15 protein-coding genes are annotated in these 16,573 nt (G+C 73.6%); 3 read left to right on the top strand and 12 right to left on the bottom strand.

Annotated features, from left to right (window positions below):
* Positions 1–81: 81 nt before the first annotated feature.
* The 6 genes from ABTZ91_RS33080 to ABTZ91_RS33105 form a co-directional block, all read right to left on the bottom strand.
* Positions 82–861, bottom strand: coding sequence for an exodeoxyribonuclease III (locus ABTZ91_RS33080; RefSeq protein ID WP_352080933.1), 780 nt, complete (start codon positions 859–861; stop codon positions 82–84).
* 80 nt (positions 862–941) lie between these two features.
* Entirely contained in the window at positions 942–1,574 is a 633-nt protein-coding gene (locus ABTZ91_RS33085; RefSeq protein WP_352080934.1) for an MBL fold metallo-hydrolase, read from the bottom strand.
* A gap of 10 nt (positions 1,575–1,584) precedes the next feature.
* Entirely contained in the window at positions 1,585–2,850 is a 1,266-nt protein-coding gene (locus tag ABTZ91_RS33090) for an alpha/beta fold hydrolase (protein ID WP_352080935.1), read from the bottom strand.
* A 30-nt stretch (positions 2,851–2,880) separates the two neighbouring features.
* The gene (locus tag ABTZ91_RS33095; protein ID WP_352080936.1) at positions 2,881–3,255 is read right to left on the bottom strand and encodes a type II toxin-antitoxin system PemK/MazF family toxin; all 375 of its coding nucleotides are present in this window, start codon (positions 3,253–3,255) and stop codon (positions 2,881–2,883) included.
* Positions 3,256–3,462: 207 nt separating this feature from the next.
* On the bottom strand, positions 3,463–4,524 hold the full coding sequence (locus ABTZ91_RS33100) for a methyltransferase (RefSeq protein WP_407078085.1): 1,062 nt from the start codon (positions 4,522–4,524) through the stop codon (positions 3,463–3,465).
* A 111-nt stretch (positions 4,525–4,635) separates the two neighbouring features.
* Entirely contained in the window at positions 4,636–5,568 is a 933-nt protein-coding gene (locus ABTZ91_RS33105) for a helix-turn-helix domain-containing protein (RefSeq protein ID WP_352080937.1), read from the bottom strand.
* Positions 5,569–5,696: 128 nt separating this feature from the next.
* Between ABTZ91_RS33105 and ABTZ91_RS33110 the strand changes: the two genes are divergently transcribed.
* Positions 5,697–6,212: a thermonuclease family protein gene (locus ABTZ91_RS33110; RefSeq protein WP_352080938.1), complete on the top strand. Its 516-nt coding sequence runs from the start codon at positions 5,697–5,699 to the stop codon at positions 6,210–6,212.
* Between the two features lie 230 nt (positions 6,213–6,442).
* Positions 6,443–7,684, top strand: coding sequence for a molybdopterin molybdotransferase MoeA (locus tag ABTZ91_RS33115; protein WP_352080939.1), 1,242 nt, complete (start codon positions 6,443–6,445; stop codon positions 7,682–7,684).
* A 129-nt stretch (positions 7,685–7,813) separates the two neighbouring features.
* On the opposite strand, the gene ABTZ91_RS33120 is transcribed toward ABTZ91_RS33115, so the two are convergent.
* The 6 genes from ABTZ91_RS33120 to ABTZ91_RS33145 all read right to left on the bottom strand — a co-directional run bounded on the left by ABTZ91_RS33120 (position 7,814) and on the right by ABTZ91_RS33145 (position 16,039).
* Entirely contained in the window at positions 7,814–9,835 is a 2,022-nt protein-coding gene (locus ABTZ91_RS33120) for an ABC transporter permease (RefSeq protein ID WP_352080940.1), read from the bottom strand.
* A gap of 106 nt (positions 9,836–9,941) precedes the next feature.
* Positions 9,942–10,754, bottom strand: coding sequence for a molybdate ABC transporter substrate-binding protein (modA, locus tag ABTZ91_RS33125; RefSeq protein WP_352080941.1), 813 nt, complete (start codon positions 10,752–10,754; stop codon positions 9,942–9,944).
* A 95-nt stretch (positions 10,755–10,849) separates the two neighbouring features.
* Positions 10,850–11,239, bottom strand: coding sequence for a helix-turn-helix transcriptional regulator (locus ABTZ91_RS33130; protein ID WP_352080942.1), 390 nt, complete (start codon positions 11,237–11,239; stop codon positions 10,850–10,852).
* 172 nt (positions 11,240–11,411) lie between these two features.
* The gene (locus tag ABTZ91_RS33135; RefSeq protein ID WP_352080943.1) at positions 11,412–14,195 is read right to left on the bottom strand and encodes a molybdopterin-dependent oxidoreductase; all 2,784 of its coding nucleotides are present in this window, start codon (positions 14,193–14,195) and stop codon (positions 11,412–11,414) included.
* Positions 14,192–15,034: an FAD binding domain-containing protein gene (locus ABTZ91_RS33140; protein WP_352080944.1), complete on the bottom strand. Its 843-nt coding sequence runs from the start codon at positions 15,032–15,034 to the stop codon at positions 14,192–14,194. Before ABTZ91_RS33140 ends, ABTZ91_RS33135 begins: the two co-directional genes overlap by 4 nt.
* 606 nt (positions 15,035–15,640) lie before the next feature.
* Entirely contained in the window at positions 15,641–16,039 is a 399-nt protein-coding gene (locus ABTZ91_RS33145) for a helix-turn-helix transcriptional regulator (RefSeq protein WP_352080945.1), read from the bottom strand.
* Positions 16,040–16,145: 106 nt separating this feature from the next.
* Here ABTZ91_RS33145 and ABTZ91_RS33150 point away from each other — a divergent pair, with 106 nt between their 5' ends.
* On the top strand, positions 16,146–16,568 hold the full coding sequence (locus tag ABTZ91_RS33150) for a hypothetical protein (protein ID WP_352080946.1): 423 nt from the start codon (positions 16,146–16,148) through the stop codon (positions 16,566–16,568).
* Positions 16,569–16,573 lie beyond the last annotated feature (5 nt).

The following is a 16,573-nucleotide window of genomic DNA, read 5'->3' on the forward strand; positions in this document are numbered from 1 at the left end:
GGGCGGGCCCGGCGGGGGCGGGCCGGCGCGGGGGCGGGGCGGGCCCGGCGGGGGCGGGCCGGCGCGGGGGCGGTACGGGTGTCAGACGTCGAGGTCGACGACGACCGGGGCGTGGTCGGAGGCGCCCTTGCCCTTGCGCTCCTCGCGGTCGACGAAACCGTCCTTGACGGCGTCCGCGAAGGGCTTGTTGCCGTACACCAGGTCGATGCGCATGCCCCGGTTCTTCGGGAAGCACAGCTGGCGGTAGTCCCAGTACGTGAACGGCTGGTCGTACTTCAGCGGCCGCGGCACCACGTCGCTCAGTCCCGCCTCGCGCAGCCCGGCGAGCGCGGCCCGCTCCGGCTCGGTGACATGGGTGGCGCCCTCGAAGAGCGAGATGTCCCAGACGTCCTCGTCGGTGGGGGCGATGTTGAAGTCGCCGAGCACGGCGAACGGGCGCTCGCCCGCCGCGTCGTCGGCGACGGCCGCCTTCAGCGCCTCCAGCCAGCGCAGCTTGTACGCGTAGTGGTCGTGGGCCACCTCGCGGCCGTTGGGCACGTACACCGACCAGACGCGGACGGGGCCGCAGGTCGCGGAGATCGCCCGCGGCTCCTGGACGCCCTCGTAGTCGGGGCCGCCGGGCAGCCCCGTGACGACGTCCTCCAGGCCGACCCGGGAGACCAGGGCGACCCCGTTCCACCGGCCGGTGGCGTTGACCACCGACTCGTACCCCAGCTCGCGCAGCTGCTCGGTGGGGAACTGCTCGGCGGTGCACTTGGTCTCCTGGATGCACAGCACGTCCGTGCCGCTGCTCTCCAGCCAGGCCAGCAGCCGGGGCAGCCGGGCGGTGATCGAATTGACGTTCCAGGTGGCGATGCGCATGAGCGCAAGCCTAGCCGGGGGGTGTGACAACGGACGGCTGCCGCCTCAGGAGGGCGGCTGCCGCCTCGTGCCGTGGTCCGTCAGAGCTCGGTCGAGGTGCCGGGGGCCAGCCGACGGTGGTCGGTGCCGCCGAGGGCGCCGATCTGGCGGTCGTAGATCGGCCGGGCCAGGTCGGTGAGCAGGGCGTCGTGGATGTCGTAGGCGCGGACCGGCTTGACCTCGCGGACGTACTCGATCACCTCGGAGATCTTGTTCCACGGGGCCATGACCGGCAGGAACAGGGTCTCCACGGGTTGGTCCGGCACGGTGAGGGCGTCCCCGGGGTGGAAGACGGACCCGTCGACGAGGAAGCCGATGTTGGTGATGCGCGGGATGTCGGGGTGGATCACGGCGTGCAGTTCGCCGTGCACCTGCACGTCGAAACCGGCGGCGGTGAAGGTGTCGCCCTTCCCGACCGTGTGGACGCGGCCGGGGAACGCCGCGGCCAGCTGCTCGGCGACGCTCCGCAGCGTCCACACCTCGGCGGCGGGGTTCGCCTCCAGGGCGGCCCGCAGCCGTCCCTCGTCGAAGTGGTCGGGGTGCTCGTGGGTGACGAGGAGGACGTCCGCGCCGAGCGCGGCGTCCTCCTCCGTGAACATCCCGGGGTCGATGACGAGCGTCCGTCCGTCCTTCTCCAGACGGACGCAGGCATGGGTGTTCTTCGTCAGCTTCACGGGCCGCAGCCTACGCCTGGGGCGTGGTCTCCTCCGTGACCACACGGCCGACCACCTTGAGCGCGCTCTCGGCCGCGGGCAGACCGCAGTAGACGGCGGTCTGGAGGAGGATCTCCCGCAGCTCGTCCGGGGTCAGGCCGCTGCGCAGCGCGGCCCGGGTGTGGTCGGCGAGGGCCTCGTGGTGGCCGCCGGCGACCAGCGCGGCGAGGGTGACGGCGCTGCGGGTGCGCCGGTCGAGACCGTCCCTGCTCCACACCTCGCCCCAGGCGAAGCGGGTGACGAGGTTCTGCAGGTCGCTGCCGAAGTCGTCGGCGAGCGCCGCGTCGACCCGGGCGTCACCGAGGAGCTCCCGGCGCAGCTTGATCCCGGTCTCGTACGGGTCGGGGCGCGGCTCCTGGTCCTCGCCGCCGGCCGGGGCGGGGGCGGTCTCGCCGGCCGGGAGGACGGGGGCGGAGACCGGCGGGACGACCGGCGCGTTCAGCGCGCCCGTGGAGTCGTGGACGATCTCGGCGAAGTGGCCGGTGAGCAGCTCGGTGACGGCGGCGGGCTGCTCGACGGGCGCCAGGTGGGAGGCGCCGGGGACGACGGCGAGCCGGGCGTCGGCGATGCCGGCGACGAGGGTACGGGCCTCGGCCGGGCCGGTGACCCGGTCGTCGGCGCCGACCAGGACGAGGGCGGGCACGCCGATCCGGCCGAGGGCCTCGCGGACGTCGAAAACGGCGAGGGCCTCGCAGGCGGCGATGTAGCAGCCGGGGTCGGTGGTGCGGACCATCTGGACGGCCCAGTCGACGATGGCGGGCTGGGCGCCGGCGAAGGCGGGGGTGAACCACTGCTCGGGCGCGCTGCGGGCCATCGGCTCCAGGCCGTTGGTGCGCACGATGACGCCGCGCTGGCGGAACTCGTCGGCGGTGCCGAAGCGGGGCGAGGTGGCGACGAGGGCGAGGGAGGCGACCCGCTGCGGCGCGCGTAGCGCGAGGTCGAGCCCGATGGCACCGCCGAGGGCGCAGCCCGCGTACCCGAAGCGCTGGACGCCGAGCTCGTCGAGGGTGGCGAGCAGCCGGTCGCCGAGCTCGGCGACGGAGGCGGCCGGGAGAGCGGGGGCTCCCCCGTGCCCCGGCAGATCGAAGCGGACGACCCGCCAGCTGCGGGAGAGCTCGGGTATCTGGCGGTCCCACATGTGCCACGTGGTACCGAGGGACGGCCCCAGGACCAGGACCGGAGCGTCTTCTCGACCGTCGGATCGGTATTGCAGGGTGTTCGTCGGTGTCTCACTCACCCGCTTGACCCTCTCATCTCTCACAAAATCTCACATGGCCGGGTCGAACCTAGCCGCTCCTTCCCCTCCCCCGCCGATCGGGTCCGGAGCGGAGCTTGCCCCGAGTCCACCGAGACGGAGGGCATCTTCGATCTCGCTGAGCTTCGTGGAGGACAGGGCGCCCGCCCGCTCGATCAGGTCGTCACGGGACACGGTGGTCAGCCACGTGCACGGGGTGAAGCCCGGACGCGGGAGTGCGAAACGAAGCACGCCTTCGAAGGGCAGCCCTTCCAGGGCGCCTACTGTCACTTCGACGCCCAGACCGGTGAGATCGACACCCGCCGGAGCGACGACCTGCATCACCCGGATCCCGGACGCCTCGTCTCCCGACAGCAGCACGACCGGCCGCCGCTCGTCGAACTCCATCCACCAGACTTCGCCACGTTGCACATGTCCTCCTGACACAGGACGGCGGGAGGACGCTGCGCGACCCCGAGGGCTGTGGAGACGGGTGCGGCGCCCGTTGATCATCGTGTGAAGACGAACGATCGCGCGGTGGCCGCGGGTCACAGCGTAGACCCTGCCCGCCGGCAGGAGGCGTTCGAGGGCTTCGGCACAGGTGCCGCCCCGGGGTCAGTCGGACACGGTCTCGATCAGGGAGAAGGGAGCCGCCTCCGCCAGCGGGGTCACCGTCACGACGGACAGTCCCGCGCGGTGGCACACCGCCTCGAAGTCCTTGCGCGTCCGTTCCCTTCCGCCCAGGTTCACCAGCATGTTGAGGTCGCTGAGGTAGGTGATCCCGCCGTCCGCCGCGTGCGCGGCGGCGCCCGTGCCGACGACTTCGGGGAGCACCGGCTCCACGATCAGGACGCGACCGCCGGGTGGCAGCACCTCGCGGCAGTGGCCGAGGATCGTGACCGCCTGATCGTCCGACCAGTCGTGCAGCACACTCTTGAGGAGGTACAGGTCGGAGCCGGCCGGAACGGAACGGAAGAAGTCGCCGGCGGCCAGGGAACAGCGGTCCGCCACCCCGTGCCGCGCAAGCGTCTCCGGTGCCTGGGCCAGACCGTCGTTGGTGTCGTGGAGGACACCCGTGAGCGCCGGATGCGCGGCGAGCACGCCGGCCAGAACGCTTCCGTCGCCGCCGCCGACGTCGGTGACCGAGGTGAAGCGGCCGAAGTCGTAGGCGTGCGGCAGCACGGCGGCCGTCTCCTCGGATGCCTGGCTCATCGCGGCGTTGAAGTCGGCGGACAGTTCGGGGTGTCGGCCGAGATGGCTGAAGAAGTCGGTGCCGAAGACGGCGTCGAACGCGATCCCCCCGGTACGGACGCTGGTGTCCAGGCCGTCCCAGGCCCGCACGATCGCCGGGTCGGTGAACATCCGGACGAACGAGGCGAGCGAGTCGGGGCGGTCGGAGACGAGGAGGGCTCCGGCGGGAGTCACCGAGAACACGTCGGGTTCGTGCTCGTCCAGCAGGCCCAGACCGGCGAGGGCGCGCAACAGCCTGGTCATGGGCTGGTGCTGGGCTCCGGCGTCGGCGGCCACCCCGGCGGCGGGCCGCCGGCCGTCGCCGATCAGGTCGAAGACGCCGAGCCGCACCGCGGCGCGCACGGTCCGCGAGGCCATGCTGCCGAAGGCGAGCCGGACGATCAGATCTCGGCCGGTCGTGGTCTCTCGGGTAGCCGCCGTGTCCATGGTGTCCTTGGTGTTGATGGTGTCCGTGGTGTTCATGGTGTTCATAACTGACTTCCCTTCTTGTCCGGACCGTGCCCGTGAATCCGGGAGTGCGGTGCGGTGCAGTGCGGGTCAGACGCCTGACAGGGCAGCGGGCGTGCAGCCGGCGAAGGCGAGGACGTCGCGGTGGAGGTGGGACTGGTCGGCGTATCCGTGCGCCAGGGCGACGTCGGCGGCGTTCCCGCCCGCGCGCAGGGCCCGGGCGGCCCGGTCGAAGCGGACGAGCATGGCGGCGCGCTTCGGGGTGAGGCCGATCTGGGCGCTGAACCGGGACCACAGCCGCTTGCGGCTCCACCCGCAGGACGCGGCGAGGTCCTCGACCCGTACCCGGCCCCCGTGCGCCACGATCGTCTCCCACGCACCGGCGACCTCGGGCGTCATCGACGGGCCCCGGGCGGCTTGCCGGGCGAGGAACTCGCCGACCAGCGCGAAACGTTCCTGCCACGCGGTGGCGGCGGCCACCCGTTCGCGGAGCTGCCGTTCCCGCCGCCCCCACAGGTCCTCCAGGCCGACGACCGCCCCCTCCAGCTCGTGCGGCGGCACACCCAGCAGCGCGTAGGCGGCGCCGGGCGACAGATACATCTCGACGCACTCGACATCCCGGCCGCGGATCCGCGCGAGACCGGGCGACAGGGACGCGACCAGGCTCGGGTGCGGGCTCGTGTGGGGGCTCGGATTCGGGTGAGGGTTCGGACTCGGGTGCGGGCCCGGGCCCGAGCCCGGCTGAGGGGTCAGGCTCGGACTCGGGCTCGAGCTTGCCAAGGGGTGCTGTCCGGTCGCCCCTTCGACCGTGAACGGGTCGTCCCCCAGACCGAGGACGACGACCACGGTCGGCTGGGGCAGCACCCGCAGGTCCAGTGCCCGGCCGACGCGATCGCGGAATCCGGCCATCCGGACACCGGCTATGGCGGGCGCGCCGCCCGGCCTCGCCACTTCCCACCCGCTGCCGGCTCCACGGTCCTCGGCCACGTCTCCGGCTTCGACATCCACTTCGTCGCTGCGCATGCGCCCACCCTGACGGACCCCGGGCCGCGCCGTCTTGGAGAAAAGTTCCGCGGGCCGACGCGCCGGTCGCACGACCACCACCCCGGTGTTGTACTGGAGGAGGAGAACCCCGCCTGAGAGGGGTGGTCATGATGTCTTCCCGGCGCCCGCGAACCACCCTCGTGGCCTCGGCCGCCGCCCTGCTGGGCCTCGGCGTCCTGGCGCCCGCGACCCCGGTCACCGCCGCGCCGCACGGACCTGTCGTGATCCGCGTCGTCGACGGGGACACGCTCGAGGTACGAGGCACCGGAAGGGTCGTCCCCGACGGCGCCGTCGCCCGCGTCCGCCTGCTCGAGATCGACACCCCCGAGCGCGGCGCCTGTTACAGCCGCGAGGCCACGGCCCGTACCGCCCGGCTGCTGCCGCCGGGCAGCACGCTGCGGACGGAGATCGACGTCCAGCTCAAGGACCGCTACGGCCGGTACCTGTTGTACGTGTGGAACGAGAGCGGCGTCTTCGTCAACGAGTCCCTGGTGCGCAGCGGTCATGCGAAGGCCGTGCTGTACGAGCCCAACGACAAGCACTGGAAGACGATGTCCGCGGCCGAGTCCGCCGCCCGTCAGTCCGGCGCGGGTCTCTGGTCCGCGTGCCGGGCGAGCCGTTGAGCGGTACGGCAGCACGTCCGACACGCGCCGCGCCGAATGGGCAAGCGCCGCCGCCTGAGCGTCCGCGGGAGGACCCGACCGGAGGGCCGTGGTCCGTTGACCGGTCACGTCCCTCGTCGGCGTCGGGGACGCGGGCTCACCGTCGGCCCGTACGGTCGGTGAGTCGATCGGCGCGCCGGGGACATCGGGGCGGCCGCCACCGGTAACACCGGTGGCCGAGGGTGGAGCCCATGCCTCCCGTGACCGTCCCCTGCCCCGTCACCGCCCCCGTCCCCGCCGAGTCCTGCCCGCCCGTCGGCGGGACGCCGTCGCATCCGCCGGGGGTGCCGTGGGACGAGGCCCGCACGCGCGCCCACCGTGCCGCACGCCCCGCGGCCGCGCAGCACGTACCCCTGAGCGGGGCCCACGGACTCACGCTCGCCCGCGACCTTCTCACCCTGGCGCCCCATCCCGCCTTCGACACCGCGGCGATGGACGGGTTCGCGGTGGCCGGCCCGCCGCCCTGGAGCGTACGGGGAACGGCGCGGGCGGGTACGCCCTGGCCGGGGGTGCTCGGCGAGGGAGAGTGCGTCCGGATCGCCACCGGCGCGCTCGTCCCGCCGGGTGCGGGCGCCGTCGTGCCGCTGGAGGTCGCGACGGTCGCCGGCGGCCACGTGTCCGGTCCCGCGCTCTTCGAGGGGCGGCACATCCGGCGTACCGGCGAGGACGCGGCGGCGGGCGCGTGCCTCGCCCCCGCCGGGACGCGGATCGGGCCGGCGCCCGTGGGGCTCGCCGCCGCCGCGGGCCATGACACGCTTCCGGTACGGCCCCGGCCCCGCGTCGCCGTGCTGGTCACCGGCGACGAGCTGGACCACGCCGGTGTCCCCGGGCCGGGACGGGTCCGGGACGCGCTGGGGCCGTTCCTTCCCGGCCTCGTCGCCCAACTCGGCGGCGAGACGATCGCGTTGCGCCATGTGCCCGACCATCCCTCCGGCCGGCTCGCCCGCGAGGTCCACGGTTGCGACGAGGCCGATGTCCTCGTGGTCACCGGCTCCACCTCGGTCGGCAGCACCGACCGGTTGCGGTGTCTTCTGGCCGGCAGCGAGGCCCGCATGGTCGTCGACACGGTCGCCTGCCGCCCCGGTCACCCCATGCTGCTCGCCGAACTCCCCACGGGACAGCATCTGGTGGGCCTTCCGGGCAATCCGTACGCGGCTCTCGTCGCCGCCCGGACCCTCCTCGGCCCCCTCCTCGCCGGCCTGTCCGGCCGCGCGCTGCCCCGGCTTCCGCGCGTGCCCGTGCACGGCGACACCAGGACGACGGCCGGCCACACGCGGCTGGTGCCCGTCTCCTGGACCGACGACGGATGCCGGATCGCCGCGGGCCATGGGGCGGCCTTCCTGCGCGGTGCCGCGGTCGGCGACGCGCTGGCGGCGCTCGGCCCGTACTGGACCGACGGGAGTCCGGCGCCGCTGCTGCTGCCCGGGGCGTGAGGCCGAGTCGTACCGGCTCGACACCCCGGCACACCTCGACACCCCGGCACACCTCGACACCCCGGCACACCTCGGCGCCCCCCGGCACACCTCACCGCCCCCGCTCCCGGGCTGTGCCGTGTCCCGCGGTCAGAGCGCCACGATCGTGGTCTCGGTCGCCTTGACGCTGGTCCAGACGGACACCCCGTCGGCGAGGCCCAGTTCGGCGGCCGCCTGGGGGGTGATCTCGGCGACGAGGTCGGGTGCCCCCTCCGAGGTGACCAGGACCCGCAGCCGGCTGCCGCTGGTGGTGATCTCGCGTACGGTGCCGGGCCAGACGTTACGGGGGCTGCCGGCGGGCCTCTCCCGGTGCAGGGACACCGCCTCGGGCGCGACGATCGCGAGCGCGGGGGTGCCGGGCGGTGGCGGTTCGGCCGCGATCAGGACCGCGCCGCCGTCCAGGGCGAGGCCGTCGGCGGTGGTGGTGCCGGGCCACGCGTTGCGGCCGAGCATCCGGGCCACCCACGGGGAGCGCGGGTGGCGGGTGACCTCGGCCGGGGCGGCGTCCTGGAGGGCGCGGCCCTCGTCGAGGACGAGGACGCGGTCGGCGAGGGAGACGGCCTCCACCGGGTCGTGGGTGACGATGAGGCAGACGCCGCCGAAACCGGCCAGGTGCGTGCGCAGGGTGTGCCGTACGTGCGCCCGGGTCGTCTGGTCGAGGGCGGCGAGCGGCTCGTCCAGGACCAGGAGCCTGGGGCGGGCGGCGAGCGCACGGGCCAGGGCCACCCGCTGGGCCTGGCCGCCGGAGAGCTGCGTCGGCTTGCGGTGCCCCAGGTGGCCGACGCCGAGGTGGTCGAGCCATCCCTGGGCCTCGCGGCGGGCCTCGGCCCGGGGGACGCCCTGGGCACGCAGGCCGTACGCGGTGTTGGCGAGGGCGGACAGGTGCGGGAAGAGGGCGCCGTCCTGCGGGACCCAGGCGACGCGGCGGCGGTGCGGGGGCAGGTCGGTGACGTCGGTGTCGCCGAGGGTGAGCTCGGCGTGGGCGCGGGGCGTGAGGCCGAGGAGGGCCCGGAGCAGGGTGGTCTTCCCGGCTCCGTTGGGGCCGACGACGGCGATGGTGGTGCCGGGCTCGGCGTCCAGGGTGAGCCGGGTGAAGCCGGTGACGCGGGCGTGCAGGGCCCATCGGCCGGTGGTGGGGGCCGGTGGGACCGCCGAGGCGGGCGCGGAGGAGGCCGACGATGAGGAGGTCGAGGCGGAGGCGGGCGAGGAGGAGGCGGCCGAGGCGGAGGCGGGCGAGGAGGAGGCGGCCGTGTCCGCGTCCGCGTCGGGGAGCGCACGGGGTGTGCGGTCCGCGGGGGTGCCGGTCCAGCGTCCGCGCAGGGCGATGAGGACGCCCATGGCGATGGCGAGGAGCAGGAGCGAGACGGAGGTGGCGGCCTCGGGTTCGTCCTGGAGCAGGAGGTAGACCTGGAGCGGCAGGGTCTGGGTGGTGCCGGGGAGGTTGCCGGCGAAGGTGATCGTGGCGCCGAACTCACCCAGCGCCCGGGCCCAGGTGAGCGCCGCGCCCGCGACCACCCCGGGCGCCACCATCGGCAGCGTGACGGTGAAGAAGACCCGCACGGGTGAGGCGCCGAGCGAGGCCGCCGTCTCCTCGTAGCGGGGCCGCAGCCCGCCGAGCGCGCCCTCCAGGCTGATGACGAGGAACGGCATGGCGACGAAGGTGGCGGCGAGGACGGCGCCGGAGGTGTGGAACGGCAGGGTGATGCCGAAGGTGCTCTCCAGCCAGGGGCCGAGGAGCCCGCGCCGGCCGAAGGCGAGCAGGAGGGCGACGCCGCCGACGGTGGGCGGCAGGACCATGGGCAGCAGGACCAGCGAGCGGACGAACGCCTTGCCGGGGAAGGACACCCGGGCGAGGAGCCACGCCAGGGGGACGCCGAGCAGCAGGGAGAGGCCGAGCGCCCAGAAGGAGACGAGCAGCGACAGTTTCAGCGCCTCGACCGTGCCCGGTGACGTCAGGTGGTCGCCGAGTTCGCCCCACCGGGTCCGCGCCAGGATGCCGATCAGGGGGAGCGCCAGGAAGGCCACGGCAAGCAGCGCGGGCAGCGCGAGGGCGAGGGGCGGGCGTGAGCTCCGCGTGCGCCGTCCGTCGAGGCGTGGGCCTGCTGGTTTCATCGATGGTCCCGAGGTGTGACGACAGGGAGAGCGGGTGGGGCACGGGGTGGAGGGGCTGTCCGGTCCCCCGGTGCGGACAGCCCCTCGCGCGGGGAGATCCCGTCGGTCACGGCTTCTGGAAGCCGGCGTCCTGGAGGATCTCCTGGCCCTCGGGCGAGGACAGCCAGGCGACGAACGCGGCGGCCGCCTCGGCGTTCTTCGAGTCCTTGAGGGTGGCGGCCGGGTACTGAGCGATGGCGTTCTGCGCGTCGGGGATCTCGACCGCGTCGACCTTGTCCTCGGCGCTCTCGGCGTCGGTGCGGTAGACGAGGCCGGCGTCGGCTTCGCCGAGTTCGACCTTGCTGAGGACGGCGCGGACGTTGGGCTCCTGGGAGACCGGCTTCACGGTGATCCTCTGTGCGTCGAGGATCTGCTTGCTGTACTTGCCGGCCGGGACCTCGGGTGCCGCGAGGACGACCTTCAGCCGGGTGCCGGCGAGGTCCTTCAGGGCCGCGATCTTGTGCGGGTTGCCCTCGCCGGTGGCGATGACGAGCCGGTTCTTCGCGATGATCGCGGGAGCGCCGGTGTCGGCCTTCACCTTGTCCATGCTCTTGGTGTCGGCGGTCACCAGGACGTCGGCGGGCGAGCCCTGGGACACCTGCGCGACGAGTTCCTGCGAGCCCGCGAAGGAGAAGGTGAGCTTCGTGCCCGAGTGGGACTTCTCGTACGCGGCGCCGGCCGTCTTGAACACGTCGGTGAGGGACGCGGCGGCGAGCACGGTGAGGCTCGCCGCGGGGGCGCCGCTCGACGAGCCGGAGGACTTCGCGCCGCCGGTGTCCTTCCGGCCGGCGTCGCTCGACGAGCAGGCGGCGAGCGGTACGAGCAGGGCGGCGGCGAGGACGGCGGCAGCGGTACGGCGCCTGGTGAAGGTGACGGACATGCGGGTCGGGCTCCTTGGAGGACGGAAGAGAGTGGGCGGGCCGGTCGCGCCGACGGCCGAGGTGTCTGTCTCGGAACTGCGTGAGGGGTCAGGTCTCAGGTGCGGTCGATGTGCACGCTGGTCGACTTCACGCGGGCGGTGGCCTGCATGCCGACTTCCAGTCCCAGCTCCTCCACTGCCTCCCGGGTGAGGAGGGAGACCAGGCGGTGCGGACCGGCCTGGATCGTGACCTGGGCGGCGATGTCGCCGAGCTTGATCGCGGTGACGATGCCCGGGAACGCGTTGCGGGCCGACGTGTACGGGATGTCGTCGTCCTCGCCCTGCGCGATCTCCACGGAGAACGCGGCCAGCGACTTCCCGTCGATCACGCGCCGGCCGCTCTCGTCGCGGTGGGTCGCGACCCGGCCCGCGTCCGCCCAGCGCCGTGCCGTGTCCGGACTGACGCCCAGGAGCCGCGCGGCCTGCCCGATGGTGTAGGACTGCATATGCGTCACCGTAGGTCGTTCTCCCTCTCATCTGCAACAACACTGTGGGACCCTCCATCGCTAATGAGAGGCGCGCCGTAGGAAGCGACGAAGTCGGCGCCCGGTGGTCTCACGCCTCGGACGGACGGGACGACGGTGAGCGTGCGGGGGTGGTCCGCAGAGCGCCAGGGGGTCATCGACCGGCGCCCCTCGCCTGCCGGTCGAGGGCGAGCCAGACCCGGTCGCGGGTCAGCGGCAGCTCGGTGAAGCGGATCCCGGTGGCGTCCCGGAGGGCGTTGGCGAAGGCGGGCGCGACCGGGTTGAAGGGGCTCTCGCTCATCGACTTGGCGCCGAGCGGTCCTACGGCGTCGGAGGTCTCGGTGAAGTGGACCTCGGTGCGGGGGACGTCCGCGTACTGGGGCAGCCGGTAGTGGCGGAACGCCGCCGTGGTGACCTCGCCCCGCTCGTCGACCCGGACGGTTTCGAAGAGGGTCGCGCCGAGGGCCTGGGCGACACCGCCCTCGACCTGCCCGCGGCACTGCATGGGGTTCAGGACCTTGCCGGCGTCGGCGGCGTGGACGCTGCGCAGGATGCGGATCTCGCCGGTGCCGGGGTCGACGGCGAGGCGGAACCACTGGGCGTTGAAGGCGACCGAGCGCGGCGAACCGCCCCAGTGGCCGTCGGCCGCGAGCTCCTCGGTCGCGCCGAGGGCGTGCCCCGCCGCGTACAGCTCCCGGAGCGTGACCGGCCGTCCGGCGCAGTCGACGGACTCGGCCCTGAGGACGCACCGATGCCGGGGGACGCCGGTGTGGCGGACGGCGAGGGTGCGCAGCCGCTCGGCGAGCGCGGTGGCGGCGAGGAGGACGGCCTTGCCGGCGACGACGGTGCCGGTGGAGCCGAAGGCGCCGGTGTCGTGGCGTACGAGGTCGGTGTCGGACCGGCGGACGGTGAGCCGGTCCTCGGTGGTGTTCAGGGCGCCGGCGGCGATCTGCTGGTGGACGGTGGTGGTGCCGTTGCCGAACTCGGCGGTGCCGACGGCGATGTCGTAGGTGCCGTCCTCCTTCAGGGAGACCCGGGCGTCGGCGTAGTGGCCGCCGGGCGGGCCGGTCGCGGTCATCGCCAGGCCGGTGCCCTGCCCCACCAGCCATCCCTCGGGGGCGTCCCCGGTGCCACGGTCCTCGGCGATGGCCTTCCGCAGGACGGACAGGCACTGGTCGAGTCCGTAGGAGGCGATGTGCAGGTCCTCCTCCTCGCCGAGGGGGCTGTGCGGGGTCTCGCCGGGGCCGATGACGTTCTTCGCGCGGAAGACGAGCGGGTCCATGCCGAGGCGGCGGGCGATTTCGTCCATCACGGATTCGACGGCGAAGGTGACCTGGCCGAGTCCGTAGCCGCGGAAGGCGCCGGCGGGGACGACGTTGGTGTAGACGCAGTAGGCGTCGACCTTCTTGTGCGGGGCGCGGTAGAGGGCGAGGGACTCGCCGACGCTGTGGAACATCACCGCCGGGCCGTGGTTGCCGTACGCCCCGGTGTCGGACACCACCCGCATCCGGACGGCGGTGAGGGTGCCGTCCGCACGCGCTCCCGCCTTGACGCGGATGGTGAACGGGTGCCGGGTGGTCGCCCCGTGGAACTGCTCGGCGCGGGTGTACTCCAGTTTCACGGGCCGCCGCAGCTTCAGGGCGGCGAGGGTGACGACGTCCTCGGTGAGCATCTCCTGCTTGCCGCCGAAGGCGCCGCCGACCTGGCCCGCGATCACCCGGACCTCGTCCTCCGGCAGGCCGTGCAGAGCGCACAGGGCCCGCCGGGTGAGGAACGGGGTCTGGGTGGAGGAGCGTACGGTGAGGCGTTCGCCGGTGCCGTCCTCCTTCGGCTCGAAGTACGCGACCGAGCCGTGCGTCTCCAGGCCGGCGTGCTGCACGCGCGGGGTGCGGAAGGTCTCCTCGTACACGACGTCGGCCTCGGCGAAGCCTCGTTCGACGTCGCCGATCTCGCCGTGCACCTCGCCCGCCACGTTGTTCTCGACCCGGGCGATGCGGGCCTCGGGGCCCTTGCCCGCGTGGATGACGGGTGCCCCCGGGCGCATCGCCTCCTCCGGGTCGGTCACGTACGGCAGTTCCTCGTACGTCACCTCGACGCGGCGGCAACCCTCCTCGGCGGCCTGCTCGCTGTCGGCGACGACTGCCGCGACCCGCTGGCCGACGTGGCGGACGACGTCGTCGAGGACCCGGGTGTCGTCGGGGTCCTGCGTGGGGTGTTCGTGGCGTGCGGAGGAGTACAGCGTCTTCGGGGCGTCCTCGTGGGTGAGCACGGCGACCACGCCGGGGACGCGCAGGGCGGCCGTGGTGTCGATCGCGAGGATCCGGGCGTGCGGATGCGGGGAGCGCAGCAGTTTCATGTGCAGCAGGCCCGGGACGTCGATGTCGAAGGTGTAGCGGGCGGTGCCGGTGACGATCCGCGGGCCGGCCGGGGCGCCGACGTTGCGGCCCACGGCCTGCCCGGCGCGGGGCCGTTCGGTGTGCTTCACTCCTCGGACGGCGTCCTCGATCGCCCGGTATCCGGTGCAGCGGCAGAGGTTGCCCTTGAAGGCGCGCGGCAGGTCGTCGAGCTTGCCGTCGTCGTCCGCCGTGCCCCGTTCCGCCTCCAGCGCGGCCGTCGTCATGAGGAATCCGGCGGTGCAGAAGCCGCACTGGTAGCCCTGCGCGTCGAGGAACTTCCGCTGTACGGGGTGGAGTTCGCCGTCCGGGGAGGCCAGGCCCTCCACCGTGGTGACGGACCGGCCCGCTGCCCGTACGGCCGGGTAGAGGCAGCTGTGCACGGGCTCGCCGTCGACGTGGACCGTGCAGGCGCCGCAGTCGCCGGCGTCGCAGCCCTTCTTCACGCCGAACCAGCCGCGCTCGCGGAGGTAGGTGCGCAGGCACTGGCCGGGGCGCGGCTCGGCGTGGAAGGGCCGGCCGTTGACGTGGAGTTCGAAGTTCATCGGGCACCTTCCCGCGGGCCGTGGGCCGGGTCGAGTGCGCGGCGGACCTCTTCGGCCAGGCGCAGGGCCATGTGGCGGCGCCACTCGGGCAGTCCGTGGATGTCGTCGAACCATTCGGGGCCGGACACGGCGGAGTCGATCGTCGCCCTCAGGTGTTCCGCGGCCGGCGGCAGCGGGAACCGGAACCGGAACGGGCGGGTGGTGGCGGCGGTCACGGTGACCGTCAGCGAGCCGTCGCGCGGGTCGAGCGTGCCGATCACCAGGGCGGCGGACCGGCCGAGCCCGTACAGCGACGCCTGCCGGAAGGCCGTACGGCACTCCAGCGCCCGTCCCGGAAGGGTGACCGAGCGCAACAGCTCGCCCTCGGCGAGGTCCGTGACGCCCGCGCCCCGGATGAAGTCGGCCGCCTTCACCAGGCGGGTGGAGCCGTCCTGGGCCTGAAGCAGGCAGCTGCCGTCGAGTGCGGCGGTGAGCGAGATCATCGGCCCGGCCGGCAGGCCGTGGCACAGGTTGCCGCCGACGGTGGCCATGTTCCAGATCTTGAACGAGGCGAGGAAGGCGCGGCAGCACTGCTCGAACAGCACGGCCGCGGGGGCGTCGAGGAACCGCCGCCCGAAGCGGGACAGTTGGGTGATCGTGCAGGTGGCGGCGATCTCCAGCGACCCGTCCGGGTGGCGGGTGAGCGGCTCCCATCCCATCCGGCTGAGGTCGATCAGCCGGCGCAGCCGCGGCTGCGGCTCCGAGAACAGGTACGTCCCGCCCGCGAGCCATGCGTCCCCGGGACGCCAGGGCTCCCGCGAGCGCGCGTCCCTCACGTCCTCGATCGTGTTCAGATCCATCCTGTCCCACTTCTCCGACCGGTGCCTTCAGCCAGTGAAGCCCGGACGGGACCCGTGGCACGACTGGACGGGAACCCGGAAATGGTCCACCTCGCCGCCCTCCTGCCTGGGTGATCAACCAAGAGCCGTTTCCGGCCTTTGCCTGGGCATCTACGATGCAGCGACTCGCATCCACCTGGTGAATGTGGGTGCGGGCCCGCCCCGGTGACCACGCAAGGAGCCTTGCACGCGCGTCGACCGTCTCCTCCGAGCCGACCGCCTGGACCTGTCCCCCGTCCGGGGCGACGAGACGCTGCTCGGGCAGGAGATCGGCGGGGTCACCGCGACCGATCCGGAGGATCCGGCGCGCTTCGTCCGGCCGGGTGAAATCGTGCTGAGCGGACACGTCTGGTGGAGCCGGGACGACCGTTGCCGGTGTCCCCGCCGACGTACGGGCCGCGACCTGTCCTCCCTCGACGACCGGGGGGGGGACCTGCGCGCCGCGCTGCTCTGCCGCTGACCTCGCGCACGGCCCCACGGCCGGCGGACAGGGGGCGGCGGTCAGGGGCTGGGGCCGGGGCCGGGGGGCAGGGTCCGGGGGCGGGAGGCCGAGGTCCGAAGGCCGGGTCAGGGCAGGTCGATGTGCACGCTGGTCGACTTCACCCGGGCCGTCACCGTGACCCCGACCTCAAGACCCAGCTCCTCGACGGCCTCCCGGGTCACCAGGGACACCAGCCGGTGCGGGCCCGACTGCACCTCCACCTGCGCCGCCACCTCGTCGACCCGTACCCCGGTCACGATCCCCACGAAGGAGTTCCGCACCGAGGTCGGCACGTCGTCCTCGGGGACGGCGTGCGGCCCGGCGCCCCGCTCCTCGGCGAAACGGGCCAGGGCGACGCCCTCGATCACCCGGCGGCCGGCCCCGTCGCGCTCCATGGCCAGCCTGCCGCCGTCCCCCCACCGCCGAACGGTCTCCGGACTCACCCCGAGCAGCCGCGCGGCCTGCCCCATGCTGTACGACGCCACATCCGCACTCTAGGGGGTGACCGGGCCACGCGGCGTCCGCCCGTGTAGGCCACGGCATCGCGGGGTATCCGCCGGGCGCCGCACGTCCCGGAGGAGATGAGGAGCCATGGTGATCCACATCGACCGGGGGCTGAAGCCCCGGGTGTCCGACCCGCCGCACGTCCTGCGCCAGGGCGCCCACGACCAGCTCCTCGGCCTGCTCATGCTGGCCGTCTCGGCGGTGCTGCTGGTGATGCCGATGGCCACGCAGACGGGTCCCAAGGACGCACAGATCAACGAGATGCTGGTCGGACTCGTCGTCGCGTTCACCGCCGGTCGGCGCGTCTACCGGGGCGGGGGCCTGCGGTCCGATGGCGTCGTGGGCCTCGCGGGCGTGTGGCTGGTGATCTCGCCGTTCGTCCTCGACGCGCAGAACACGGCCGTGCACACGGCGGACCGGATGCTCGCGATCGTGGCCGGCGGTGTGCTGGTGGTCCTGAGCGTCGCCTCCATGGCGCTGTGGTGGCTGGACCGCAGGCGCACGCCCTGATCGCG

The sequence above is a fragment of the Streptomyces sp. NPDC126499 genome (assembly GCF_040302485.1).
In the GTDB taxonomy this organism is placed as follows: Bacteria; Actinomycetota; Actinomycetes; order Streptomycetales; family Streptomycetaceae; genus Streptomyces.